The organism is Leifsonia sp. McL0627 (assembly GCF_058244615.1).
Window position 1 is genome coordinate 80,309 of the sequence record NZ_JBZCGM010000004.1, and the last position, 25,077, is coordinate 105,385.

Below are 25,077 nucleotides of genomic sequence, written 5' to 3' on the forward strand. Positions count from 1 at the left end.
GGCAGCCACGCCTCGACGTGCCGCTTCCCGGTTAGGGCGTGAGCAGCACTTTCGTCGCGCGACGCTCGTCCATCGCCCGGTAGCCCTCAGCGGCTTGTTCCAGCGGGAGGGTGAGGTCGAAGACGACGCCGGGGTCGATTTCGCCGTCCATGATCAGTTGGATCAATTGGGGAAGAAAGCGGCGAACTGGGGCGGGCCCGCCGTGGAGGTGCACGCCCGAGAAAAACAGTTCGAGGCCGGCGAGTTCAACGTCGTGAGTGACGCCGACGTAACCGACGTGACCGCCGGCGCGGGTGGCTTTGATGGCTTGCATCATCGACTCTTGCGTTCCGACCGCTTCGATGACGGAGTGGGCGCCGAGCCCGTTTGTGAGCTCCTTGATCTTCGCGACGCCATCGTCACCGCGCTCCTCGACGATGTCGGTTGCGCCGAAACGTCGCGCGAGCGCCTGCCGGTCGGCGTGGCGACTCATAGCGATGATCCGCTCGGCGCCCAGCTGTTTGGCGGCCAGGATGCCCAACAGGCCGACAGCGCCGTCGCCGACAACCGCGACAGTCTTTCCCGGTCCCGCTTCTGCAGCGATCGCCGCGAACCAGCCGGTACCGAGTACGTCGGATGCCGCGAGGAGGCTGGGGATCTGTGCGGCCGTCGGCGCAGTCGGCGTCTTCACCAGAGTGCCATCAGCCAGCGTGATCCGGACGAACTCCGACTGTGCGCCGGTCGCCGCCGCCGCCTGACGGTGAATGCAGTGGGATTGGTATCCGGCTTGACAGATCTCGCAGGTGTTGTCGGATGCGAAGAAGGAGCCGACGACGAAATCGCCCACCTGAACGGTCTTCACGTCGTCGCCGATCTGCTCGACCACACCAACGTATTCGTGTCCCATCGGTGTCGGCTTCTCGATTGCCTCGATTCCCCTGTATGGCCATAGGTCCGACCCGCAGACGCAAGAAGCCGTGACCTTGAGGATCACGTCCGTCGGCTCCTCGATCACGGGGTCGTCGCGGTCCTCGACGCGGATATCGCCGGGTCCGTACATGATCACTCCACGCATTGCTGTGTTCTCCTTCGTGATGAACGCGGTCGGGGTTTAGGCAGAATCAACTCTGGGTGACGACCAAGGCTTTCCCCGCCCGCCCGCAGCTCGCCTTCTTGACGCTACGACCTGGCTCCGAAGAGTGGGGTGCCCTGTTGGTACACCTCACTCGGTGGCAGCTCCCCTGCTTCTGCTTTTCGATCCTCGATCAGTTGAGTGGGGCAGCGTAGGTGCGGAAGTCCCGCCGGTGGGTGTGGATCTGCCAGATGGTGTCGGCGATCGTAGCGGGTTCGTGCGTGGGGTCGCCGCCTCCGATGCCCAACGGTAGGATCAGTTGACCGACGTGGATTCCTTCGGGTGCGAGCGCGTCATGCAGCAGCTGGGCATATGCGCTCTCACCCGCGAAGGCGACGGAGGTTCCCGTGACCGTCGCTCCGGGCCGTACTGCGCTCGCTCCGTTAATGAACACGATCGTCCCTGTGCCGAGCGAACGCATTCCCGGGATGACCTGGTGGGTGGCGGTGACCGGTCCGTAGATGGAGAATTCCACCGGTCCGACGAGGTCAGCGGCGGTGGTCTCCAAGACCGGGCGCATGAATTCTTTCGCCGGGAGTGGGCTGTATTGCAGAACCTCGATGGTGCCGAGGCGCTCCGCCGCCGATTCGAGTGCGCCGCGTAGGGCGTCGGCGTCGCGGACGTTCGCCGTGAATCCCTGCGCGGTGATGCCTTCCGCGGCGAGCGTGGCGGCGAGTTTGTCGACACGACCTTGATGCCGGGCGATCAACGCGACGGCGTAGCCCTCATGCCCGAATCGGCGTGCGACGGCCAGTCCCAGGCCGGGTCCTGCTCCGATGATGGCAATTGTGGTCATGAGGTTGTCCTTCGGTATGCGGTGGTCGGTGGCACTGCGCGCCGGCGGATGACGGCAAGAGCGATGGTGGGGAACAGGGTCAGGGCGACGATGATCGTGCCGACTGTTGCTGGGCCTCTGATGCCGATCGGGGTGAGTAGGGTGGCGCCGGCGATCGCGGTGCCCACGGCGGTGCCTGCGTTGAACGCGGAGACGCTGAGCGCGGATCCGAGGGTCGCTGCCCGGCCTGCGAACCCGACCGCGAGGTGGATGAGCACACTGTTGGCGCTGAGGCCGAAGAGGCCAAGCAGCACCACCAGCGCGACGGTCAGCCACGGCATCCCGGAGAACACGCTGATTCCGAACAGGAGAACGATCGTCACCGCGGGCGTGACGATCGTGACGAGGCCCGGGTGGGCGTCGCCCCAGCGGCCGCCGAGCAGTGTGCCGATGAACGATCCGACTCCGAAACCGGTGAGCACCCACGGAACGTACGCGGCCGGGACTCCGGCCTGGTCGGTGAGGATCGGCGAGATGTAGGAGTACGCGGCGAGCACACCACCGGTCGTCGTCGCGCACGCGAGCAACGCCAGCCACAATCGTCCCGATCGCAGGCCGGCCAGCTCTGACCGGATCGAGGTCGACCCGGGCTCCGGTGTGTCATGGGGAACGAGGAAGGCGACGAAGAGCATCGCCAGCACCGCGGCCGCGGCCAGGACCCAGAACGTCCCTCTCCAGCCGACGGCCTGCGCCACGAGAGCGCCGATCGGCACGCCGAGCACCGTGGCCAGCGCGCCTCCACCGCCGATGATCCCCAGCGCCCGTGCGCCAGACGATGGTCCCGCAGCACGGGTGGCGACCACGGCGGAGACCGCCCAGAATGCGCCGGTCGCGAGAGCCGTCACGAACCGCGCCACCAGTAGCACCGTGAAATCCGACCCGAGCGCAACAACGACATGCCCGACGACGAATACCGCGAGCGCCAGCACGAGGGTCAGACGTTTCGACAACCGCAGGGTCAGCATCGTCATCACCGGTGATCCGACGATCATCCCGAGCGCGAACACTGTGATCAGCATCCCCGCCTGGGTCAGCGAGATGCCCAAATCGCCGGCGATCTCCGGGAGGATCCCGGCGACCACGAACTCCGTAGTGAGCATCAGGAACGTGCCGACCGCGAGCACATAGACAACGAGTGGCAGCGCTCCCCTTGAAGGGGTCCCCTGATCGGGGTCAGTCATCACTGTGCTCGTCCGGGCGTCCGGCCGCCCCCGCTTAGTCTCCGTCATGGGAGGGAGATTTCGCTGGGCACCTGCGCCGCCGTCCAAGAGGCAAGGAGTCGGAGTCGTTCGGCCGACGGGGAACCCGGCTCCGCGGTGTAGACCATGAGGATGTGGCCGGGCTCGGCCGTGATGGCCAGTTCCTCGTAGGCGAGCGTCACCTCGCCCACGACCGGGTGAACGAAGCGCTTGGTGCCGGCGCCGTGGGTTCGCACGTCGTGCGCCCCCCAGAGCCGGCGGAAGACGTCGCTCTGGGTGGAGAGTTCTCCGACGAGGTCTTGGAGGGCCTTGTCGTGCGGGTCGCGGCCGGCTTCGGCGCGCATGATCGACACGCACATCTCGGCGAAGAGGTCCCAGTCGGGATAGAAGTCTTCAGAGGCGGGGTCGAGGAACTGGAATCGGGCGAGGTTCGGGGTTCGGCCGCCGTTTCCGATCAGCGGCGCGTAAAACGCGCGGCCGAGGTCGTTCGTCGCAAGGATGTCTTGGTGCGGGTTGCGCACGAACGCGACACCGTCGGTGATAGCTGCCAGAGCCCAATGCAGGCTGGGGCGGGTCGCCGGGTTCTTTTGAACGCGGCGACGGGCACGCCCGGACGTCGGGATGCCGTCGGACGCTCGGGCCAGATCTAACAGGTGCGCGCGCTCGGTGTCGTCGAGCTGCAGGGCCCGTGCGATCGCGTCGAGGACAGACGCCGATGCGCCCCCGACTGCGCCGCGCTCGAGTTTCGAGTAGTACTCGACGCTGACGCCAGCGAGCATCGCCACCTCCGACCGGCGCAGCCCGGCTACGCGACGACCTGAGCCAGCGGGCAGGCCCGCCGACTCAGGGGTGAGCTTCGCCCGTCGCGAAATGAGGAAGTCGCGAACCTCCATACGGTTGTCCATGCCTCGAGGCTATGTCGAACCGCGCGAATCAGGGATGCCCTATCGGTACACCTCTCTTCGGGGTCTCCCTCAGCGGCGTGGATTCCGCTTTGCTTAGTGACATGACTGAAGAAGCCCACGGCGCTGACGGGAGCGACGCGAAGTGATGATCCTGGTTACCGGGGCCTCGACAGGGCTCGGACTCGCTACCGCCGACGCACTCGCGCACGCCGGTCACCAGGTCGTCCTTCACGCGCGCCGTCGGGACCGGATCATCGACTCGGCCCTCTTTGGGCGGATGCACGGCGTCGTCTTCGGCGACTTGTCCGACAGTGAGGAGACGCATGAGTTCGCCCGTGTGGCGAATGAGTTCGGCCGCTTCGATGCTGTCATCCACAATGCCGGAGTGATCGAAGGCCCTCAGGTCACAACGGTCAACGTGATCGCGCCGTACATCCTCATGGCATCGTTGACCCCGCCGCGACGCTCCATCGTGCTCAGCAGTTCCATGCATTTCTCGGGATCTACCGACCTCGACCGCACGCTCGACGGCGGCGATTACTCGACCAGCAAGCTGCTTGTCACCACTCTCGCGATGGCACTCGCCTCAAGAAGCCGGTCGACGTTATCCCACGCGGTCGACCCCGGATGGGTCCCTACTCGGATGGGTGGGCGCAGAGCGCCGGACAGTCTCGAGGAGGGTCACCGCACGCAGGAATGGCTGGCCACCGCTGGCGAACAGGACTTCGTTCCCATGAGCGGCGGGTACTGGCATCACCGTCAGGTGCGTCAACCACACCCTGCAACGGTTGATGCCGAGTTCCAGACGACCCTGATCGACCGCCTAACGAAACTCACCGGCCTCACCTTCCCGGAGAACTGACCGCGCCATTGTCCAACGCGGCCTCACCCGCCAGACAACCTGATACTCCAACTAGGACTACGCCCTCGGCTGATCAAGATCGTGCCGGTGCCGAGGCCCGAGAGAGCCGCCTATGCTGGCCTGGTCGGTACCGCCGGGCTCGTCGCCGTTGGCTGCACCGGGTGCATGCCGTGAGCATCGCGCAGGCCACCGCCAGAGCCACCACGGGCCGGACTATTCTGCCCGTTCGCGATGGACTGCTCATAGCGGGCATCCCTTTCAATTAGGTGCCCGCCCGTGCTTCTGCGGGCTGTGAAGGCTGTCTATTTTCCGCTGTACACGGGGAAGACGGAGTCGTCGCCGTAGTCCCGGATGCGCAGCCCGCGCAGGCTCGCCATGTCTTCGTCCGAGATGACGAAATCCAGTTCGGCGTTGTCGCGCATGTGCGCCGGGTCCTCGGTCTTGGGCAGCGGCACAGTCCCGAGCTGGATGGTGTAGCGCAGAGCCAGCCGGGAAACCGAGACGGCGTAGCGGTCGGCCATCGCCGTCAATTCCTCGTTGTGCAGGATCGCGCCGTGCCCGAACGGTGAGTACGCTTGGACGAGGATGTCGTGTTCCGCGGAGTAAGCGAGCAACTCGTCCGGGGTGTTGCCGACGTGAACGAGCAACTGGTTGGCGTGCGGGGCGACCGTCGCTGCCGTCAGGATGTTGTCGACGTCCTCGTTGAGAAAGTTGGAGACGCCGATCGAGCGCAGCTTCCCAGCCTGATAAGCCTCCTCGAGTGCCCGCCAGGCTGCGCGGTTGCCCTCGGAGTAGTCGCCGCCACGGAAGTCGTTCCACGGCTGCGGGCTGTGGATGAGCATCAGGTCGATGTAGTCCAGGCCCAGTGTCTGCAGGGAACGGTCGATCGCCGCGACGGCGCCGTCGTAGTCCTTGATCTCGGCTGCCAGCTTGGTCGAGACAAACAACTGGTCGCGGGCGACGCCGCTGGCGCGGACGCCCTCGCCGACGCCACGTTCGTTGCCGTACGCCTGAGCGGTATCGATGTTGCGGTAGCCGGCCTCGATCGCCGAGCGGACCGCCTGCGCTGCCCGGTCGTCGTCGATGAACCAGGTCCCAAACCCCAGCTTCGGGATGAGGACGCCGTTGGAGAGGATGTATGTCTCGTTCAAGATGGTCATCAGTGCTCCTGTTCGTTTGTGATGCTGTTGTCGTCGGTGGCGAAAATGTTCTTCGCCACGGTCATCGCCGACATGGCCTTGGGCCAGCCAGCGTAGAACGCGAGGTGCGTGATCGCCTCGACCAGCTCCTCCTGGGTCGCACCGTTTTGCTTCGCGAACGCGAGGTGGAAGTTCAGTTGTTCCGTATTGCCCGCCGTCAGCAATGCGGCCACAGTCAGAAGGCTGCGGTCGCGCTTCGACAGCTGCGGCCGCTCCCAGACCTCGTCGAACAGCAGCTTGTCCGTGTAGTGCACGAGCCCGGTTGCGAAGTCTCCGAAAGCGCGCTGTCCGCCGGTCCAACCGGTGGTCTCGTCAGTCATGAGTTTTCCTTTCAGCGTGGGTCGGCGCGGACGGTCGCCGCGCGGACCTTGTCGGTGAGCATGGGAGGAAGGTAGGGGCTTCCGACGTACTTCGCCTCGTAGGCTGCGTCGACGCGTGCGTCCAGGTCTGCGTCGTGGCCGGGTGTGAAGACGACGTCCTTCTCAACGCCGCCCGCGGTGATCCGCCCGGCACGCTGAGCTGCGGCTGAGCCGTACCAGCGGGAGGCGGTGCCGTTGTATGCGCGAACGTACACGCTCCCGTCGACCACGACTGACCAGATCCAAGTCGGGGTGCCCAGGGTCGCGCCGTCGGCGCGGAACGGGGAGATGTGGAAGTCGTCGGTGGCGGCGATGGCCTGCAGTTCGTCGGGTGTCCAATCGGTCATGCATCCAGTGAACGCCTCCCTGTGCGCGGGTGGGAGTCCCTGTCGATACGGGTACTGACAGAGACTCCCGGCGATCCCGGCGGAGACGTAGCGTGGTCGGCATGGATAACCGAAGCGAGATCCGCGAGTTCCTCGCCACGCGGCGGGCGAAGCTCACCCCCGAACAGGCCGGCCTGCCGAACTTCGGCGGCACCCGCCGCGTGCCTGGACTCCGTCGTGAGGAAGTCGCTCTGCTCGCAGGCGTCTCCGTCGAGTACTACACGAAACTCGAACGCGGCGCACTCGGCGGTGTCTCCGACAGCGTGCTGGACTCGCTGGGGCGCGCACTGCAGCTCAGCGAAGCCGAGACTGAGCATCTGTACGACCTCGCCCGCGCCGCGGCGCCAACGTCCCGGCCACGCCGCAAACCGGCGCACACCGTCTCCCCGAGCATCCAACGGCTGCTCGACTCGATGGTCGGGGTGCCCGCGTTCGTCCGCAACGGCCGGCTGGACATCCTCACCATCAACGAACTGGGTCGCGCGCTCTACTCTGACGCCTTCGCGAGCGGCTCCCATCAGGTGAACCTCGCTCGCTTCGCCTTCCTCGACCCGCGCTCGCACAACCTCTACCCGGATTGGGACAACGCCGCCGACACCGCCGTCGCGATCCTCCGCACCGAAGCGGGACGCGACCCGTTCAACAGGGACCTCACAGACCTGGTCGGCGAGCTCTCGACCCGATCCGACGAATTTCGCGCGCGCTGGGCGCGCCACGACGTGCGCTTGCACCGCGAAGGGCACAAGGACTTTCACCATCCCGCGGTCGGCGACCTCCGCCTCGCCTTCGACGCGCTCGCCATCCCCAACGCCCCCGGCCTCACCCTCACCGCCTACAGCGCCGACCCTGGCACGCCATCGGAAGACGGGCTGCGCCTCCTGGCGTCCTGGGCGGCCACCGAACATACTCCCGTATCGCAGAAGGAAGACGCATGAACATCGAACCCCGTACCCCCACCACCAAGAACCCGCCCGAGCAATTCGCCGGCGACGTCTGGCTCGACCCCATCGCCCTCCCCCACGAGGACGACCAGCGGATGATCGTCTCCACCGTGCGGTTCGCGCCCGGTGCCCGCACCGCCTGGCACTCCCACGTCCGCGGCCAATACCTGCGTGTCACGCAGGGCGTCGGCCGGTTCGGCACCCGCGATGGGCGGATCATCGAGGTCCACCCCGGCGAGACGCTGTACACCCCGCCCGGCCAGGAGCACTGGCACGCCGCAGCACCCGGCTGCTTCATGGAACACATCGCGATGCTCGAGAACGCCGACAACCCCGCCGACACCACCACCTGGCTCGAGCACATCACCGACGACGACTACAACGGCACCGCTCAGGCCTGATCCTCTGCCTATCCTCGACGTCGAGCCCAGGAACACTCCGTTCTGGGGCTCGTCCCCTTCCCCGGACGCTATGACCACCTCACCTTCCTCCACCGCGGTTCCTACCGCGACCCGGGCGACCTCTCGTGGCTTCATCGCGGCGACGATCTCTTTCGTGGCCGTCTTCGCCGCTGGCGCCACGCCCATTCCCCTCTACGACAGCTACGGCCAGGTCGACGGGCTCACACCCGACGAGTTCTCCCTGGTCGCCGTTGCCTACTTCGCCTGCGCCGTGTTCGCTCTACTCGTGCTCGGGCGGCTCTCCAACCACCACGGTCGCCGTCCCGTATCGATTGCCGCTCTCCTGGTCGCAACGGCGGGATGCGTAACACTTCTGTTCGTCCACAGCTTCACCGTGCTGCTGATCGGTCGGGCCCTGCAGGGCCTCGCAGCCGGCCTCGCGTCGAGCGCGATCGGCTCATACGCCGTCGACACCGCGGGCGGACGGCCCCGGTGGCTGGTCGCAACCGTGGCGACCGCCGCTTCCACCGTCGGACTCGCGCTCGGCGTGTTCGTCTCGGGCGCCCTCGTCGAGTTCGGGCCAGCGCCCCGCGAGCTCACCTACCTTGTCTTCGCGACACTTCTCCTGGGCTGCGCCATCGCACTCGCTACGCGCCCTGAGACGGTGAGCCGAACACCCGGGGCACTCGCATCCCTTATCCCGCGGCTTACGGTGCCCACTGCGTCCCGCCCCTTCCTGCCTGTTGCCGCCCTGATCTTCGTAGCGACGTGGGCGTTCGGCGGATACTTCAACTCCTTCGGGCCGTCGATCGCCGCGGAGGACCTCGGTTCTCATAGTCCGCTTATCGCGGCCACCGTCTTTGCCTCATACATGGCCCCCAGCTTCCTCGGTGGCTTTACCGCCGGCCGGTTTAGCGCCGCGACCGCCCAGCGCGTCGGTATGACGGTAGTAGCCCTGTCCGGCGTCGGGCTCGCGGTCGCGAGCGGTGCCGGGCTACTAGCTGTGTTCCTCCTCGCCGGTGTGATCGGTGGCGTCGGAATGGGACTGGCGACCGCTGGCAGCATGAACACCCTCCTGCCCGAGGCCAAGCCAGCCGAGCGAGCTGGGCTCCTCGCGGTGGTTTATGCGATCAGCTACACCGGTTCGGCTGTCCCAGCGCTGATCGCGGGCCAGCTCAGTCGCATCGCCTCCCTGCCGGCCATCACCGCCGGTTATGCCGCTCTAGCCCTCGTAGTCTGCATCATCACCCTGCTCGCTGCGCGCACTCCTAAGCGGCGAACCTGAGATGCGAAGCCGCTGTTTTGGTGCCTCGGCGGAAGCCGCCCACCCGGGCCACTACTCCGTCGACGACACCGGAACCGGTATGGCCGGCCCCCTCTGTCGTCCGCAGGTGCCGGGACGCCACCTCCGGCCAGCCATTCTCGTAGATAAGACACGCCGAAACAGAAATGAACTGGGTGAACTCTAGAAGACTGGCCACAATGCAGGCGGTCGCCGACGAGGCCGGCGTATCCCTTGGAGCGGGGTCGAACTACTTGAACTATCCATCTCGCGTGGCACCCGGCACCTGCGAACGCGTGCAATCAGCCATCGAGCGATTGGGCTATATTCGCAACGCCGGCCGCCTCGGTGTGGCGCTGCCCCGACACGCGACGGTTCGGTCCGGCCGGCAGGTCGACCTGTTTCGGCCGCACACTCGCCCGCTGCGAGGTGAGGAATTCGCGGACGTCGTCACTGTTCTGCACGCTCAAGACTCCCCTCCCCTGCTCACAGGTTGGTCTGCGCCTCCAGGAATCCCGGGTAGCGGCCGCCCTGGATGTCGGCGTTGTCCGACGCTTCGGTGAGGCGTGCAACGTCCTCCGGCGAGAGCGCAAGGTCGGCGGCGGCGATGTTCTCCTCCATGCGGTGCAACTTCGTCGTGCCCGGGATCGGTACAATCCAGGGCTTCTGGGCGAGCAGCCACGCCAGGGCCACCTGCCCGGGCGTCGCACCGTTCGCGGCGGCCACCTCCTTCACGGTCTTCACCAGGGCGAGATTGTGCTCCAGGGCGTCAGGGGCGAACCGGGGATCTCGGCACGCAGGTCGTTAGCCTTGTCGAATGCTGTCGATGTGTCGATCGTGCCGGTGAGGAACCCCTTCCCGAGCGGGCTGAACGGGACGAACCCGATCCCGTTAGCTTCGCAGACGGCGAGCACACCCTCCTCGGGACGCCGCCACCACAGCGAATACTCACTCTGCACGGCGGTGACCGGGGTGACGGCGTTAGCCCGCCCGACCGTCGCCGCGGATGCCTCGGAGAGCCCCCAAGCGCGGATCTTCCCGGCGTCGATCAGTTCCTGGATGGCACCGGCGAAGTCCTCGATCGGCGCGTCCGGGTTGACGCGGTGTTGGTAGTAGAGGTCGATGGTTTCAGTGCGCAGTCGCGCGAGGGAGCCCTCAACCGCAGCCGCGAGGTCGTCGGGTAACAGCATTCGACCGCGCGGCCTCCGCTCGATCGGGTCGATGTCCTGCGCGTACTTGGTGGCGATGACGACCGAGTCACGCACCGGCTCGAGGGCTTCCCCAACGAGTTCCTCGTTGGCGTGCGGGCCGTAGATCTCCGCGGTGTCGAAGAAGGTGACTCCGCGCTCCACCGCACCGCGGATCACCTCGATCATCTGCGTCCGATCGGGTCGTCCACTATAGCCACCGGTCATGGTCATACAACCCAGCCCGACCGCCGAAACGTCGAGCGCGATAGTACCGAGGGACCGCTTCTGAATGCTCATAGCCTCCACCGTACGAGCGAAACCCGTCCGGTGGGGTTCCCTGCTAGAACACCTTTCACCAGAACTCCCCGACCGCCTGGAACTGACGGTTCTCGTGGCTGAGAACACCCGTAACAAATTGGGACGGCAGAAAGGAAAACAATGCGAAAGACAAACGAACCCAGCGACCTCGCTGTCCCGTGCATTTAGGTCACGACGCCTCCTCGCTGGGCCACCCGGTCGAAGGCCAGAAATGGCACGCACGCCGCCTCAGCCGCGAGCGCGGCCAGACGGCCGATCGGCGTGCGAGGGTCGGCAGCGATCGCCCACCCTTCCACCGCGTACCGGCTGACCGTGTTCACGCACTCCTTCTCCTCCTCCGCGGTGGGGCTGAGTGAGCCGACCACCCCGATCAAGCCGCGTTGCAATTCCGAACCCATGTTTCTGACGTCGATAACGAATACCCGCATCTTCATCACGCCCCTGTCGATCGTTTTGTTTGCCTTTCCGGCAAAGGGATCGATGGCGAGCGGGAGGGGCAGAGTGCCGGGACCGTGGAATACCGGAGAGAGCGCAGCGAGTGAGGATATGCCGCGAAAGCCCGGCACGAAAGCACCGGGAACGAGCTACGATCAACGGCCGGAAAGACACACAAACGCGATAGCTACAGTGCCGCCGCAGGCGGCTCCATTCGTCTCTTGCTGCCAGCGCCCGACGGTGGTTCCAGCCGATCTTCAACGCCCCCGACCGGCTTATCTCCTACGAGATCGGCTGGTGTGCGCATGATTACACAACGCGATTGCATAGGGCCGCTGGTCACACTCGTCTCCGGGCTTAGCCGTCAGTCAGCACGACGGGCATCAACGGCTGGCGGTGCGCCTCTCCACCGGGCGTTTGGTCAACGCCGGGACGAACAGCGCATCCCTGGCTGATGAGCACGCCAACGGCCTTAGCAAGTAATCAACGACGAGCACCCAGGCCGGGCACGGAGGCCGGGCACGGAGGCCGGCCCTCCCCCTCAGGGTGATGTCACCCCGATATCCGACCGAACTCACAATGAAGCAGCGCCCAACGGGCGAAGAAATGGCGCGGCGCCGCAGCCGCCACCCTGACCTGACCCGGCGGAGCCGCTTCGCGGCGCGGCCCTTTCGGACGTCTTTTGTGACATTTCCGGCCGGTCATCGTAGTTCGCTCCACGCCTGCGCCCCGGGCTTTCGCGGCATATCCTCACTCGCTGCGCTCCCTTCCGGTATTCCACGACCCAAAGCTTCGGCATTCCCGCTCTCTATCGATTTCTCTCGCCGGAAGGCACAAAGAACAGTTGTCCACGTAACGGAGAGAACCATGACCACCACCACCCGCCGACCCGGCAAGACCATCGAACAGAAGAAGGCTCAGGCCGAAGCGCTGCACAACTCGATCAGCGACCAGGTGCAGCAGCTGCGCGACTCCGGCCAGTGGCGAGCGTTCTTGGGCTTCGCGAAAGCGTTCCACGCCTACTCCCTGAATAACCTGCTGTTGATCCTCTCCCAGATGCCCGAGGCGTCCCAGGTGGCCGGATTCCGCGCCTGGAAGTCGCTCGGCCGCCAGGTTCGCAAGGGCGAGAAGGCCATCCGGATCTTCGGCTACAGCACCAAGAAGATCACTGAGGAGGACGAGAACGGCGACGAGGTCGAGAAGCGGGTCGCCCGCTTCCCCATCCTCTCCGTGTTCGATATTGGACAGACCGACCTGGTGGACGGCGCCCAGCACGCCGGAACGATCACCGCACAGCTCACCGGGGCCGACGACTTCGGCATCGTCGATGCCCTCTCCACCTATCTCGTCAATGAAGGTTGGAGCGTCCAACTGCGTCCGATCCAGGGCTCCAAGAACGGTTACACCGACGCCGAGGAATTGCGGGTCGTCGTCGACGCAGACCTCAGCCCCGAGCACATGGCCAAAACTCTGATTCACGAGACTGCACACGTGATCCTGGGGCACACCGAGGACCTGGCCGAGTACGTCGAACACCGCGGGCTGATGGAGACCGAGGCCGAAAGCGTCGCTTACGTCGTCGCCGGCCTGCTCGGCTTCGACACCAGCGCCTACAGCGTCGGCTACATCGCCGGATGGTCGGACGCAGATACCGACGTGATCAAAGCCACAGCGACGCGCGTTCTCCGAGCCGCCCACCGCATCGCCGGGATCCTCGACCCGACCGACGAGGACGACGCCACCGAAGGCGCCGCCTGAGCTCGGGGAGGGCGCTCGAGCGGCCCTCCCCCGTTCCCGGCCACTCTGAAGGAAGATCTCATGATCATCACCTACGAGCGGCCAGCCGCTCTCGACATGCAGCATCTCGAACCGGCTGCGCCCGACGCCGACCTCAGCGCCGCCAGGAGTGCGGAATCGCTACGTACGACGTAGGCGGAATCGGTTGGCACTGCACCCGTGCGCCGCACCCAGGCGACGACGAGCACCGCGCCGCATTCGAGCGCAACGGCGAAGGGCCCGAGGGCGCAGTCGGATTCGCCTGGACGTACCAATACGCCGCCGACGAGCCGAGCGACGGCATCGACCACGCCGCGCCGACACACTCCCTCACCGTCACACTGCGATACCGGTGCGTGCCTCACGAGGCATCGACACCGAGAAGGTCGCCGCCAGCATGATCCGCGCCGCGCCTGATCACTTCTGGGAAGGCGACCACGACGACGTGACAGCTACCACGACCACCAGCTGAGCGGAAATGCCGGCCCCGGGCCGGCGTGAGGGGGCCGGTGCCCCTCACACTCCCCCGCACCCGCAGTCGGCACAGAGGCCATTGTGACTCACAAACCCCTCATGGCCAGCACCCTGAGACAGTTTCTGCTGAGACATACTCCCGAGACATCGCCGCCCTCAGATCACACGGACCGGAGCTCCTGACAGCACCAACATTCCGCCGTCTCGAAAAGCTGTTGTATTTCGAGACGCACACCGAGCCACTGATGAGGCAACGGTGGGTGAACTTGCAAAGGGATCGAAATTAGGCGCGGGAAACGATGTGTCTTCATAACGTGCTATTGCGTCGGTGTCGCGAGATACGTCAAAGTGAACGACATGGCTGACACGCAGCGACCCGAACTCGGCCTGGCCGGCGAGGCGTACGTCTACTATTTCCCCCTCGTCTTCAATCTCGAGCAGGTGAACCGTTTCGCGGAATCGGGGATGGGGCAGGTGCCGGCCACTCCGTTCAACACCTTCGGACATGCTCGAGCCCTCGCCACCGACGAGGACACCTTCGTCACCATCAACAACGACACCCTCTACTCGATGGCCCAGGTCGATCTGTCCACGGGTCCGATGCTGCTGTCCGTGCCCGCGACGGGCGACCGGTACTTCGTGCTGCAGCTCATCGATGCGTGGACGAACAACATCGCCTACATCGGCTCGCGGGCCACCGGTGACGACGGCGGCAAGTTCGTGATCGTCCCCCCGGGATTCACCGGCGACCTTCCCGCCGGCGCCACGCCCATCCAGGCCTCGACAAGCGTCTTGACCCTCTTTGGCCGGTTCGCCTGCGCCGGCCCCGACGATCTTCTTGCCGTCACCGCTCTGCAGGACCAGCTTTCGCTGACACCGCAACCCGGCACAATGCACCCCACTGACCAGACGGTGGGGATTATCGAGCCCGCCAAGACCGACGAGCCGCTCCGATTCTGGGAGAAGGCCCGCGCCTGGTCGCTCGCCTACCCGCCGTCGGCGTCCGACCAGACGCTCCAACAGCGCTTTGTCGAGTTGGGTGTCACCGCGGCCAACTCTCCGTATCCGCAGGCGAACGACGCACTGCGCGCGACCCTCGCGGAAGGCGTCCAGCAGGGCACTGCGATGATCGAGTTCGTCAGCCGGCACGGCCGCTCACCGGTCGAGAACGGCTGGACCGTTGGCGTGCACATGTTCGACTACAACGTGACCGCGCTCGAGCTCGGCACCCTCGACGAGCCTGCCTGGCGCATCGACGACCCCGCGGTGCGCTACATCGAACGCGCCGTCGCGGACCGGCTCGGGCTCTGGGGCAACCACGGCTACGAAGCCGTCTACTGCCAAGCCTTCACCGACATCGACGGGGCACCGCTTGACGGCTCCCGCGACTACACGATCGCGTTCGACGAGGATCCGCCGGTCGATGCGTTCTGGTCGATCACCATGTACAGCGTGCCCGACTACTTCCTAGTCCCGAACTCGATCGGCCGGTACTCGATCGGTGACCGCACCACCGGAATCGAACGCGAATGGGGCGGCGGTCTCACCGTCACCGTCAGTCACACGCCGCCCGCCGATGATCGCGCGCGGGCGAACTGGCTTCCTGCCCCTGAGGGCGCCTTCCGCCTTGTTCTGCGTCTCTACCGCCCGCGCGAGGCCGTGCTCAACCTGAGCTACAACTTCCCGCCGATCACCGCCGCGTGATGTCGCCGAGCTTCCAGCTGCGGTCAAGGTAGGGCTCGAGCGGCCCGTAGAACCGGAAGTACGAGAACCAGTGCTTGTCGGGGATGGTCTGCACCCAGTTCGACGCCCCCTCCGCCGGTTGCTCCGGGCCGAAGTAGAGGTCGACCGAGCCGTCAGGGTTCGTGACGAGCTCCGGGTCGCGGGAACCGTGGTCGCCGCGCTGCTGCGGGTTGTCGATGAGGCAGCGGGTGGCGACGTCGTAGACGGTCGCCGACCAGAACAGCTTCGCGGGAACCTCGGCCGGAACGTGCAGGGTGTAGTCGGCGCCGCCGTCGAGCCACTCCCCGGCCCCATCGGTGTACGACCCGAGATACGCCTGCCCGACCCCGGGCGTGGTGCTCTTCATCGCCGCCGAGAAGCTCACCGCCTCGTAGAACCACGAGGCCCGCTCCAGCAGTTCGTCGTAGCCGTCGCCGCGTTGCGCCGAGTTGTCGAGGGCGATCGCTTGCTCCCAGGCTCGGTCGGGCCAGTAGCTACCCTGGGCGAAGCGTTTGGCGAAGGTGTTCGCCTGCGCCATCAGCTCGCCGGCCGCCGACGCCTGCTCCAGGATGCGGGTGAGGCGCGCATCCGGAGCGAACGGCTTGCCTTTCTCGATGCCGAGCTGTTTCAGCATGGCGAGGTAGAACCGGTCACGGTCGTCGACCACCTCGGACTGGTAGATCTCGTGTAGGCGCACCCAGTAGTCGAGTCCGCGCGGCTGGTCGCCCGTCCACGGCCGGCCGTCGGGCGACACGATGCGGGTGGGCGCCGGGTTCTCGCGCGCGGCGTAGGGGTAGATGCGTACGGCGTGCACGAGGGCGTCAGAACGGGCCGGGTCGGGGTCGAGAGTGCGGAACCCAAACATAATGTTCACGCCACTGGAGACCAGGATGCGGTAGTCGTCACCCAGGCCCTCCGGTGCGTCCTGACCCGGCGCAAGAATGAGGTACTTGCCGCCCTCGCCCTTGTCGGGCCCCATCTCGCCGAGGGCACCCACCTCGCGCTGCCAGAAGTCCGAGACCCCGCCCGCAGTGGGCCCGCCCGGCATATCCACAACGAGCGGCCCGGTCTCGGCGAGGTCGAAGAAGTTCAAGATGTACGGCGTCGTCGCGTTGGCCGTGATCAGCCCGAGCCGGTCCCGATAGCTCAGGTAGCGCACCAGGTCGGAGGACGTGGCGCCGAACACGTCATAGTGCTGCGTCTTCCACTGTGCGTACGAGACCAGCGGCAGCGCCCAGAGGTACACCTGGCAGCCGAGCTGGTAATCGAGCTCGTCAAAAATCGTGGGCAGGGCGCTGCGGGCGGGCAGATCGCCGTCCATCGCAATCGAGCTGAGGGCTCCGGGCAGGTCGGTCATGGTGTGTCTCCTTCGGCGGTGCGGTGAGTTGTGGATGGATTGTTTGACGAACTCAGAAGCTGCCGATGCCCTTGCCGATCAGCACGACGCCGATCACGAGCAGGAGCACCGCCATGACGGTTGCGTTGTTGTGCACGAGCCACGAGCGCAGCGCCTCGAGGGGCCCGGCCATGCGGGCAGAGGCGGCGAGGTAGGCGATCACGGGCACCGCGACGGTGCAGGCGGCGACGATCGTGAAAACCACGATTGCGATAATGTCGCCGCCGATTGTGAGCGAGGCTGATCCGATCGCGACTCCGGCCGCGACACCCATCAGCAGGTTCTTCGGATTCACCGCCGACAGGGCGAAGCCGAGGAGAAGAGCCCGAACCGTGGTCATGGTGTCGATCGCGCTCATCCACTTCGGCATCGCCGGCTCGGTGCCGGCAGTGGGCCGCGATCGCCACTGCCGAATTGCCATGAGCAGGAGCAGCACACCCAGCACGATCTTGATCGCGCCGGCGATCGGCTTCGGGTCGTCGCCTTCGCCCTGTGGGAGGAACGACGACAGCAGGGTGAACACGATCACGGCGACGAGGATGCCTGCCACCCAACCGAGCAGGAACCCGAGGCCGGTGCCGCGGGCACGGGGCGAAAGCAGCATCAGGATGGCGGCGATGATCGGGATCGGGCTGATCGCGACCCCGACCGCGAGGGGAAGGATCTCTCCGATGACAGAACCCATTACGTGTCTCCGTTGATCGGGGCGGCCTCGTTGGCCGCCCGGTTGGTGGGGTGGAAGACCTCACCGTCGACAAGTTCGCTAGTCGTGCCCACCGCAGGATCTGATTGCGTGCGATCAGACTGCCACAGCGCGACCACAGAACGCCGCCATTTACCGATCAACTCCACAGTCAGCTCGCGCGTAACGAGCAGCCGAGTGAAAGCACGCACGGTGAGGGACCGGCTATCGGGCAGGCGCGTTAGTGAGCTTGAGGTCGAGGTACGCACGGAGTCGGTTCCCGCTACAGTAGACCGACGCGTCTCAGGCGTCGAGGTGCAGGCTCGTGTCCGCCGGCCCGATCCGCCAGGCGGTGAAGAGGACGGTGAGGTCGGCCCGTGACGGGGAGCAGCACAGCGGGCCCGCGGTCACTGCGGCGTCGGGGTCGAGGGGCGCCACCCGTACAAGGCGCCACGGTTCGTCGTCCACTCGGGCGCGGACGGTAAGGGCGTCACCAGACCGGCTGGCACGGATCGTGACTAGCCGACCATGCCAGCCGGGCACAGGCGAAAGTGACCAGTCGGAAAAGCCGCGGGTGACGACCGCGCCGAGGCTGTCCTCGCCGTCGCTGCGTTCCACACCAGCCTTGATCCAGGTGCTGTGGTCGACCTTGACGAAGATGCCGGCCTGGTCGAACTGAGCGGAGAAGTCGAGGAGAAACGACACCTCCATCGCGGTGTCCTGGTCGAACGACGTGAGTAGAGCGTGCTCAGTGTCGTGTACGAAACCGTAGGAGGTGATGCGCCATGCGTCGCTCTCCTCCACGGCCGTGACGCGCATTCCGTCGTCGGCCACCCCCACATGGGCGGGCTCGGTCGTCCACGTGCCGGATTTCCAGTCGATGTCAGTCATACATCGAATGTATCGGCCGTCTCGATAGCCGACCGGCTATCGGACGTTGGAGTAGCTCATCCCCATGTGATCGCGGACCTCTGCGAGCGTGGTGGCTGCGATGCGGTTGGCATGCTCATTGCCAGCCCGGAGGACTTCGCTCGCTATGTCGCCGGTTGATTCCAGTTCGGTGCGTCGGCGTCGGTGCCGGGCGAGGAAGTCATTAACTGCGTCGGTGGTGAGCTTCTTGAGCGCTCCGCTTCCTCGGTCGCCGATCTGCTCGGCGAGCTGTGCGGGTGTCGTGCCGAGGCAGAGCGCGGCGGTGGATAGCAGTCCGGAGACGCCTGGCCGCTGTTCTGGGTCATAGGTGATGGTGCGTTCGGCATCGGTGCGGGTGCGTCGGATCGCGTCGGCCGTCTCGTCTGGGGTCATCGACAGTGCGATCGCGTTGCCGTAGCTCTTGGACATCTTTCGGCCATCGAGGCCGAGAATCTCCGGCGCATCGGTGACCATGGCTTCCGGCTGCGGGAAGAGCTGGCCGTAGCGGTCGTTGAATCGGCGGGCGATCGTGCGCGTCAACTCCACGTGCGGGAGATTGTCCTTGCCGACCGGGACGAGGTTGCCTTTGCAGAACAGGATGTCAGCCGCCTGGTGCACGGGGTAGGTGAGCAGCAGCCCGCTCAGCGGCCGCCCGGACGCGGCGAGCTCGGCTTTCACGGTCGGATTGCGGTGCAGCTCTGCCTCGGTCACCAGGCTCAAGAACGGCAGCATCAGCTGGTTCAGCGCGGGCGCGGCTGAGTGCGTGAAGATCGTCGTCCTGGCCGGGTCGAGCCCTGCCGCGAGGTAGTCCAGAACCGCAGAGCGGACGCTGTCGGCAACCCGGGCTGAGGTGTCGCGGTCGGTGATGACCTGGTAGTCCGCGAGGATCACGAACGTCTCGACGCCAAGGGTCTGGAGCCGTACTCGTTCCTGAATAGTGCCGAAGTAGTGCCCGAGATGCAGCTTCCCCGTTGGTCGTTCTCCAGTGAGAACTCGAAAGGCGCCCGGGTCAGCAGCGATGCGAGCATCCAGGTGGGGCATGCGTGAGCGAGTGGCGGCAAACGAGTCCATAGCGTCTCCCCTTCAACTAAGGGGCCGCACGGGGACGAGTTCCGCGTCTGTCGCGGGCTGCCGTGCAGCCCGCGAACATGCGTCAATCGGCTGCTAACGCAGCCACCACCACGAACGGTGCATCGAACGCATGCAAAAACACTACCGGTCCCACGCCCGTCGGGGGAAGGATCCGCTTGTGTGCGCTCTCCTGCCACCGAGCGGACTCAGGACACCGCCATTTGGGGATCAACAACACTCCTGGATTGACACGTCGGTTCCCTCACCGTTCGCGCCGACTCGGGTGATTGGAGTGAGGGGTCACGCGGGTCTTGATACCAGAAGCGCGGCGATCTGGCGGCGGATATCCTCGGCGATGATCCTGATGTCGGTGTCGGCGGGACTGGTGGACATCGCAAGGAAGAGGATCGCGGAGACGATGTGGGCGAGGATCGCGGCTTTGTCGGGGTCTACGCCGGCTGTGCGGCCGATCGTCTCGGCTATGACCTGCTCGGTCTCGGCCGCGATCTCGAGCGCCTTCGCGTGATGGGGCTCCGTCGGGTCGCCGAAGAACATCTCGCGGAGGTAGGTGCGCCCGTTCTCGACCTGCGTGCGGTTGCAGTGGATGATCGGGCCCACGATGGCCAGGAGCGCGTCCACTGGTTCGTCCAGCGCCGCGGCCGCGCGCCGGCCTTCCTGGAGCGCGTCGGCGTAGAGCGCATTCTGCACCATCAGCAACAGCTCGCCCTTGGTGCGCGCGTAGAAGAAGAGCGTGCCCGCGCCGATGTCCGCGGCGGTGGCTACCTCCTGTGTCGTGACGTCGTCGACGCCGCGCTCTGCGAAGAGGGCGCTGGCGGCGGCGAGGATGCGGTTGAGCTTTTCCTGCTTGTTGCGCTCTCGCCGGCCGGGAACGGCGGGGGTGGCGGTCATTTCATCCTTTCTCCGACAGGTGATCACCATAACCTGCCCGGCTGCTGCCGTTCACTCTCGCAGGAACGCGGCCGCCAGCGGGGCGAACTCTTCGTGGTACTGGAAGATGCCGCCGTGCCCGGAGTCGGGGTAGATGACCAGCTGCGAGCCCGCGATCCGACGGTGGAGGTCCTCGGACAGTGTTGATGGGACCATCCGGTCGTTGTCGCCGTTGGCGATGAGGGTTGGTTGCGTGATCGCGGAAAGGTCGGACGGCTCGGAGCGGCCGAACCTCCGGATCGCGAACAGCTGGGTGTTGAACGCCCTGAGCGCAATGTCCGTGTCGCGGTCGACAGTCCGCTCCTGGAGGCGCGCGAGGAACGACCTCGCGGCGCGTTTCCCCGTCTCGTTGCGGTTGAAGAAGAGGAACTCCTTGGGATCGGTGCGGCCCACGGCGGCCCGGATGACGTCCAGGTAGGTGGTGCGAACCACTTTGTCCATGTCTTTGCCGCCACGTGGTCCGGTGCCGCTGAGGACGAGTCGGCGGACGAGGCCCGGGTGCTTTAGCACGAGGTCCTGCGCGATCATGGCTCCCATGGAGAACGAGAAGACATCGATCCGGTCCAGTCCGAGCGCACGGACGAAGGTGTAGGCGTCGTCCGCCGCGTCCTCGATGGTCCGCGGGACGGTGCCGGATGACGCCCCCACGCCGCGCTGGTCGAAGGCGATGACGTGACGCTCACGGGCGATCACGTCGACGATCCGCGGATCCCAGTTATCGAGCGTGCCCGCCAGGTGGACGAAGAAGACGACAGGGATGCCGCCCTCAGGTCCCAGCTCGCGGTAGGCGAAGGTGACTCCGCCCGCGCTCACATGCCGGGTCGGCGCCTCCGCGTATGAGGTGATGATCGGCTTCGGTGTGTTCATGATGATTCCGTTCTGGTCGTTCGGGTGTGGGTGCGCGCGGCCATCGGCCGTCGGCGGTCAGTGTCAGGGACGGGCTGAGACGGGGGAGATGGTGGCGACGGTCTTGCCGCGGACTCCGCTGTTCCCGAGCGCGTCCGGGATCTCCTCGAAAGGGACCACCCGGCCGACGACTGGGCGGATCGCCCCCGACTCCACGAGGGCGGAGACCTCGCGCAGCTGATCACCGCTCGCGGACATCCAGAGGAAGGAGTAGTCCACGCCCAACTTCCGCGCCGCGTGGCGCACACTGCGGCTGATCGCCGCGATACCCGTGCGCAGCACCGGGTTCAGGCCGAGCTGACGGGCGAAGGCCGGGTCGGGAGGTCCCGCGATACCGATCGCCCGACCCCCGGGGCCGAGGATGCGCAGCGACTTCATCAGGTTCTCGCCGCCGACGCTGTCGAGAACAACGTCATAGCCGGTGAGCTGCTGCTCGAAATCGTCGGCCCGGTAGTCGATGACGACGTCGGCGCCGAGCGACGCCACGAACTCGGCGTTCGCGGCACTCGCGGTGGTGGCGACCGTGGCGCCCAGGTGCTTGGCGAGCTGGATCGCAACGGAACCCACTCCGCCGGCACCGGCGTGGATGAGAACCTTCTGTCCCGGGCGCACGTCCGCCCGCACAACCAGCGTCTGCCACGCGGTCAGCGCCACCAGGGGCAGGGATGCGGCTTCCACCATCGTGAGCGCGGCAGGGACAGGGGCCAGATCGTTTTCGTCGACGGCGATCCGATCGGCGAAGGTCCCGATGCGCCCGTCCCGCACGCGCCCATACACGGCGTCGCCCGGCTGGAACGATCGAACCTCCGATCCAACCTCGAGGACGATACCGGCCACATCGTGCCCCAGCGCTGCTGGCAGCCTAAGCGGTAGGAGCTGCGTGAACTCGCCCGCTCGGAACTTCTCGTCGAGCTGATTCAGACCGGCCGCATCCACGTCAACGAGGACATCGCGCGGACCCATAACCGGCTCAGCGAGCTCGCCCACGGCAAGCGGCGTCTTGTAGGACGCGAGAACGATGGCTTTCATGAAATTCCTTCTTTGTCGAGTTCACTCTATTTTGAGTGCACTCAATAAAAGAAGCAAGCCCGCGTTTATATTCCGAGACCACACTCTGAGCACAACGATGCTGACGCGCGGACGGCGAGCCCATCGAACGCTGAGGGATCCTTCAGTAGGAATCTCGGTGTCGAGTGACCAAAGCTAGTTCCTGCTCGCTCGACAAGTGACCTTCCGAACGTAGGAGCGGTTCACGGATGGTCGTCCTGCTTCCGCATGATCGTTAGGGCTGGACGATGGGGAACCAGAATTGGAAGTCCTCCAGCAGTGCGAAGAGCCCGCTGACCGCGGTAGAGTCTCCGTCCACGGCGAGGTCGCCGCGATTGATCGATTCGGTGACCTCCTGGGCGCTGCCGAACACCGCTCCGGCGAGCACGGCTTTCGTGGACGAGACGGTGGCGTCGGGCTGGTCGAGATCCTTGCCCGGGGTGTAGATGAGGCATCCGTTGCGCAGTTCGAGTGCATATGTGCTCGGGGCCGTCGTTGCGGGGTCGGTAATCGCCCATTGGATGCGCGCCGTGGTGGCCGCGGCTTGGGGCCCGTTGAGCTTGATCCCCATGTAGTCGAAGATCATCTCGGGCGGCATCGCCTCGATTACATCGAGGGTGGCTAGCTTGATCGCTCCGAGGTCGCGGACTCCGCCGCGCAGTTCTTGCGCGCCCATGAGGTATTCGTTGCGCCAAGTGGGGTTCTCACACTGGTAGCCGAGCTGCTCGAGGGTGTCGGCCTGCAGAAGTGCTGCGTCTCGATTGCCAGGTGCAGCGAAGATCAGGTGGGAAAGTAGCTCGGCTGCCCACCGGTAGTCGCCGTCGTCGAATGCGGATTGTGCTTTCTCGAGGGCGGCCGCAGGACCGCCGGCGAGTTCGACATACCGTTTTCCGGCGTCGGCCGGGGGCAGACCGTGGAGGTGGGCGGGGTTGGAGTCATACCAACCCAGGTAACGCTGGTAGACCGCCTTCGCGTTGTGGCTGACCGATCCGTAGTAGTCGCGGTTGTACCACTGCCCGCCAAGCCCGGCTGGGAGCTCGAGCTGCTCGGCGACCTCCAGCATCGTCTCACCCTTGTTCGCGAGATGAAGGACCTGGTCATGCACAAACTTGTAGAGGTCCCGTTGATTCTCCAGGAAGGCGACGATGTCCTCCGCCCCCCCCATCGGGGCCAGTGGTGCTGAGCGAAGACGACGTCGGTCTCGGTGCCGAACAGCTCGATGGTCTCGTTCAGTGTCCTCCACCAGGTCGCCGCGTCCCGCACCTGCGCGCCTCGAAGGGTGTAAAGGTTGTGCAACGTGTGAGTGGCATCCTCGGCCGAGCACAGAGCGCGATGCTGAGGAAAGTGGATGAGGAACTCAGCCGGTGCTTCGGTGCCTGGGGCCATCTGGAAGACCATCTCAACACCATCGACGGTGCGCGTCTCGCCGGTCGACTTGATGAGGTCCGTGGGCGGCACCAGAGTCGCAGAGCCCAGGTTCGAGAGCGCGTTCGAAAGTCCAGCATTCACGTGTCCGCGCGGACCCGCGGGGATCATCGGCCCATACATGTAGGTGGCACGTCGAGACATCGCGGTGCCGGCGTAGACATTCTCGGCAACGGCTTCGTAGAGGAAGCCTTCGGGTGCGATCACCGTCGCCCGCCCAGCGTCGATGTCTTCCTGGCTGACCACGGCCCGCGAGCCGCCGTAGTGATCGGCGTGGCTGTGCGTATAGATGAGCGCCTTCACCGGCCGGTCGCCGCGATGCGCGCGGTAGAGGTCGAGTGCGGCTTGAGCGGTCTCGATGTAAACAAGCGGGTCAATGACGATGACCCCTTCGTCGCCTTCAACGAACGTGACGTTGGACAGGTCGATTCCGCGCACTTGATAGATGCCGTCGGTCACTTCGAAGAGGCCGTGAGGGTGACTGACCTGAGCATGTCGCCACAAACTCGGATGCACCGTGTCGGGCGCGTCCTCCGTAGCGAGCACGAAATCATGGCTGGCGAGATCAATCACCGGCATCCCATCGGCACGCCGAATTACCGGGTCGTCGAGGGTAGCGATGAAGCCGCGAGCGGAGTCGTCGTAGTCGCGGCGATCGTTCAGCGGCAAAGACGCCCGCGCCGAAGTGTTCGCACGGGCCGTGTGACCGGTCGCAGGCTTGGGTGTCAGGTCAGCTGGATCGGTCATGCGCGCCTCCATCGTTTGTGGTCTCAACCTATTGCCAGGCGCCGGACGACGGCTAGAGCCGCCCTGGACTAACGCTTGCAGCAGTCGTCGAGCGAGTCCCGATACTCGACCATTGGGCAAGGCCAGCAGGCCGGTCAGCGCGCCGGTGCGAATTCTTCTCCACTGACGCGGCCCACTATCCGCCACTTCACTACTCCAGACGTTGTCTGGCCCACCAGTTTGATGCCCGAAAGGAGGTCGATCAGCGGGACGCCCAAGGCCCGACGGTCCAAGTTCGTCGGATCGCAGATTTACGCGAGCGGGCCATTCCCGTAAGACCCGCCCGATGAAGATGCCCGCCCGGGTGCCCTAACCGCAACCCGATTCGGCGGCCGCCAAGCTTACAAAAGCGATCCGATTCGAACAGGGTGGCGCGGATCGATCGCACACCTGGGACTCGCGGATGTGACGTCGCTCAGAACCCTTGCCGAAATCGCTTTCCGCTCAAAACCCTATCGAGGGGTTTGTGATCATATCTCTCGGCTGGCGAGAACGCAGCATCCGGACCGTTT

The 25,077-nt window shown here is 65.7% G+C and carries 25 protein-coding genes and 3 pseudogenes; 7 read left to right on the plus strand and 21 right to left on the minus strand.

Going from position 1 to position 25,077, the window contains the following annotated elements; translation table 11 throughout:
• Positions 1-31 precede the first annotated feature (31 nt).
• The 4 genes from AC37TH_RS15140 to AC37TH_RS15155 form a co-directional block, all read right to left on the minus strand.
• Positions 32-1,054 (minus strand): zinc-dependent alcohol dehydrogenase family protein, encoded by a 1,023-nt coding sequence (locus AC37TH_RS15140; protein ID WP_490765186.1) that lies wholly within the window; start codon positions 1,052-1,054, stop codon positions 32-34.
• A 190-nt stretch (positions 1,055-1,244) separates the two neighbouring features.
• Entirely contained in the window at positions 1,245-1,907 is a 663-nt protein-coding gene (locus AC37TH_RS15145; RefSeq protein WP_490765187.1) for an SDR family NAD(P)-dependent oxidoreductase, read from the minus strand.
• Positions 1,904-3,127, minus strand: a complete 1,224-nt coding sequence (locus AC37TH_RS15150; RefSeq protein WP_490765188.1) for an MFS transporter — start codon at positions 3,125-3,127, stop codon at positions 1,904-1,906. The genes AC37TH_RS15145 and AC37TH_RS15150 overlap by 4 nt, the downstream gene beginning before the upstream one ends.
• Before the next feature lie 44 nt (positions 3,128-3,171).
• The gene (locus tag AC37TH_RS15155) at positions 3,172-4,050 is read right to left on the minus strand and encodes a helix-turn-helix transcriptional regulator (protein WP_490765189.1); all 879 of its coding nucleotides are present in this window, start codon (positions 4,048-4,050) and stop codon (positions 3,172-3,174) included.
• 145 nt (positions 4,051-4,195) lie between these two features.
• On the opposite strand from AC37TH_RS15155, the gene AC37TH_RS15160 reads away from it, so the two are divergent.
• The gene (locus AC37TH_RS15160) at positions 4,196-4,912 is read left to right on the plus strand and encodes an SDR family NAD(P)-dependent oxidoreductase (protein ID WP_490765224.1); all 717 of its coding nucleotides are present in this window, start codon (positions 4,196-4,198) and stop codon (positions 4,910-4,912) included.
• A gap of 302 nt (positions 4,913-5,214) precedes the next feature.
• On the opposite strand, the gene AC37TH_RS15165 is transcribed toward AC37TH_RS15160, so the two are convergent.
• Genes AC37TH_RS15165 through AC37TH_RS15175 form a run of 3 tightly spaced genes read right to left on the minus strand, consistent with a single transcriptional unit; the run spans position 5,215 to position 6,817 of the window.
• The gene (locus AC37TH_RS15165) at positions 5,215-6,072 is read right to left on the minus strand and encodes an aldo/keto reductase (protein WP_490765190.1); all 858 of its coding nucleotides are present in this window, start codon (positions 6,070-6,072) and stop codon (positions 5,215-5,217) included.
• Positions 6,072-6,431 (minus strand): carboxymuconolactone decarboxylase family protein, encoded by a 360-nt coding sequence (locus AC37TH_RS15170; protein ID WP_490765191.1) that lies wholly within the window; start codon positions 6,429-6,431, stop codon positions 6,072-6,074. Before AC37TH_RS15170 ends, AC37TH_RS15165 begins: the two co-directional genes overlap by 1 nt.
• A gap of 11 nt (positions 6,432-6,442) precedes the next feature.
• Positions 6,443-6,817, minus strand: a complete 375-nt coding sequence (locus AC37TH_RS15175; protein WP_490765192.1) for a DUF2255 family protein — start codon at positions 6,815-6,817, stop codon at positions 6,443-6,445.
• Positions 6,818-6,918: 101 nt separating this feature from the next.
• On the opposite strand from AC37TH_RS15175, the gene AC37TH_RS15180 reads away from it, so the two are divergent.
• From AC37TH_RS15180 to AC37TH_RS15195, 4 genes and pseudogenes are all read left to right on the plus strand, one after another.
• Positions 6,919-7,791 carry a helix-turn-helix transcriptional regulator gene (locus AC37TH_RS15180; protein ID WP_490765193.1) on the plus strand — a complete coding sequence of 291 codons (873 nt, stop codon included), beginning with the start codon at positions 6,919-6,921 and terminating at the stop codon, positions 7,789-7,791.
• On the plus strand, positions 7,788-8,198 hold the full coding sequence (locus tag AC37TH_RS15185) for a (R)-mandelonitrile lyase (RefSeq protein WP_490765194.1): 411 nt from the start codon (positions 7,788-7,790) through the stop codon (positions 8,196-8,198). Before AC37TH_RS15180 ends, AC37TH_RS15185 begins: the two co-directional genes overlap by 4 nt.
• A gap of 70 nt (positions 8,199-8,268) precedes the next feature.
• Positions 8,269-9,483, plus strand: coding sequence for an MFS transporter (locus AC37TH_RS15190; protein ID WP_490765195.1), 1,215 nt, complete (start codon positions 8,269-8,271; stop codon positions 9,481-9,483).
• 197 nt (positions 9,484-9,680) lie between these two features.
• A pseudogene (locus tag AC37TH_RS15195) lies at positions 9,681-9,755 on the plus strand (hypothetical protein); the annotation flags it as partial.
• A gap of 27 nt (positions 9,756-9,782) precedes the next feature.
• Here the strand turns inward: AC37TH_RS15195 and AC37TH_RS15200 are convergent.
• The 4 genes from AC37TH_RS15200 to AC37TH_RS15215 all read right to left on the minus strand — a co-directional run bounded on the left by AC37TH_RS15200 (position 9,783) and on the right by AC37TH_RS15215 (position 11,554).
• On the minus strand, positions 9,783-9,950 hold the full coding sequence (locus AC37TH_RS15200) for a hypothetical protein (RefSeq protein WP_490765226.1): 168 nt from the start codon (positions 9,948-9,950) through the stop codon (positions 9,783-9,785).
• Between the two features lie 16 nt (positions 9,951-9,966).
• Positions 9,967-10,224: an aldo/keto reductase gene (locus tag AC37TH_RS15205; protein ID WP_490765196.1), complete on the minus strand. Its 258-nt coding sequence runs from the start codon at positions 10,222-10,224 to the stop codon at positions 9,967-9,969.
• Positions 10,221-10,856, minus strand: a complete 636-nt coding sequence (locus AC37TH_RS15210; RefSeq protein WP_490765197.1) for an aldo/keto reductase — start codon at positions 10,854-10,856, stop codon at positions 10,221-10,223. Before AC37TH_RS15210 ends, AC37TH_RS15205 begins: the two co-directional genes overlap by 4 nt.
• 296 nt (positions 10,857-11,152) lie before the next feature.
• Positions 11,153-11,554: a hypothetical protein gene (locus tag AC37TH_RS15215; RefSeq protein ID WP_490765198.1), complete on the minus strand. Its 402-nt coding sequence runs from the start codon at positions 11,552-11,554 to the stop codon at positions 11,153-11,155.
• Positions 11,555-12,290: 736 nt separating this feature from the next.
• On the opposite strand from AC37TH_RS15215, the gene AC37TH_RS15220 reads away from it, so the two are divergent.
• Together AC37TH_RS15220 and AC37TH_RS15225 are read left to right on the plus strand one after the other, a co-directional pair.
• The gene (locus tag AC37TH_RS15220) at positions 12,291-13,181 is read left to right on the plus strand and encodes an ImmA/IrrE family metallo-endopeptidase (RefSeq protein ID WP_490765199.1); all 891 of its coding nucleotides are present in this window, start codon (positions 12,291-12,293) and stop codon (positions 13,179-13,181) included.
• Between the two features lie 849 nt (positions 13,182-14,030).
• Positions 14,031-15,377, plus strand: a complete 1,347-nt coding sequence (locus tag AC37TH_RS15225) for a DUF1254 domain-containing protein (RefSeq protein ID WP_490765200.1) — start codon at positions 14,031-14,033, stop codon at positions 15,375-15,377.
• On the opposite strand, the gene AC37TH_RS15230 is transcribed toward AC37TH_RS15225, so the two are convergent.
• From AC37TH_RS15230 to AC37TH_RS15275, 10 genes and pseudogenes are all read right to left on the minus strand, one after another.
• Positions 15,364-16,752, minus strand: a complete 1,389-nt coding sequence (locus tag AC37TH_RS15230; protein WP_490765201.1) for a DUF1254 domain-containing protein — start codon at positions 16,750-16,752, stop codon at positions 15,364-15,366. The genes AC37TH_RS15225 and AC37TH_RS15230 overlap by 14 nt on opposite strands.
• A 52-nt stretch (positions 16,753-16,804) precedes the next feature.
• A complete protein-coding gene (locus AC37TH_RS15235; RefSeq protein WP_490765202.1) occupies positions 16,805-17,476 on the minus strand; it encodes a GAP family protein in 672 nt (223 codons plus the stop codon).
• A 300-nt stretch (positions 17,477-17,776) separates the two neighbouring features.
• Positions 17,777-18,364, minus strand: a complete 588-nt coding sequence (locus AC37TH_RS15240; RefSeq protein ID WP_490765203.1) for a DUF1349 domain-containing protein — start codon at positions 18,362-18,364, stop codon at positions 17,777-17,779.
• 36 nt (positions 18,365-18,400) lie between these two features.
• Entirely contained in the window at positions 18,401-19,453 is a 1,053-nt protein-coding gene (gene trpS, locus AC37TH_RS15245) for a tryptophan--tRNA ligase (protein WP_490765204.1), read from the minus strand.
• 300 nt (positions 19,454-19,753) lie between these two features.
• Positions 19,754-20,362, minus strand: a complete 609-nt coding sequence (locus AC37TH_RS15250; RefSeq protein WP_490765205.1) for a TetR/AcrR family transcriptional regulator — start codon at positions 20,360-20,362, stop codon at positions 19,754-19,756.
• A gap of 51 nt (positions 20,363-20,413) precedes the next feature.
• A complete protein-coding gene (locus tag AC37TH_RS15255; protein WP_490765206.1) occupies positions 20,414-21,268 on the minus strand; it encodes an alpha/beta fold hydrolase in 855 nt (284 codons plus the stop codon).
• Positions 21,269-21,331: 63 nt separating this feature from the next.
• A complete protein-coding gene (locus AC37TH_RS15260; protein ID WP_490765207.1) occupies positions 21,332-22,336 on the minus strand; it encodes an NADP-dependent oxidoreductase in 1,005 nt (334 codons plus the stop codon).
• 253 nt (positions 22,337-22,589) lie between these two features.
• A complete protein-coding gene (locus tag AC37TH_RS15265; protein ID WP_490765225.1) occupies positions 22,590-23,030 on the minus strand; it encodes an alkyl sulfatase C-terminal domain-containing protein in 441 nt (146 codons plus the stop codon).
• Between the two features lie 33 nt (positions 23,031-23,063).
• A pseudogene (locus AC37TH_RS15270) lies at positions 23,064-23,519 on the minus strand (alkyl sulfatase dimerization domain-containing protein); the annotation flags it as partial.
• A 71-nt stretch (positions 23,520-23,590) separates the two neighbouring features.
• Positions 23,591-24,538, minus strand: a pseudogene (locus AC37TH_RS15275) (MBL fold metallo-hydrolase); the annotation flags it as partial.
• Positions 24,539-25,077: the final 539 nt, after the last annotated feature.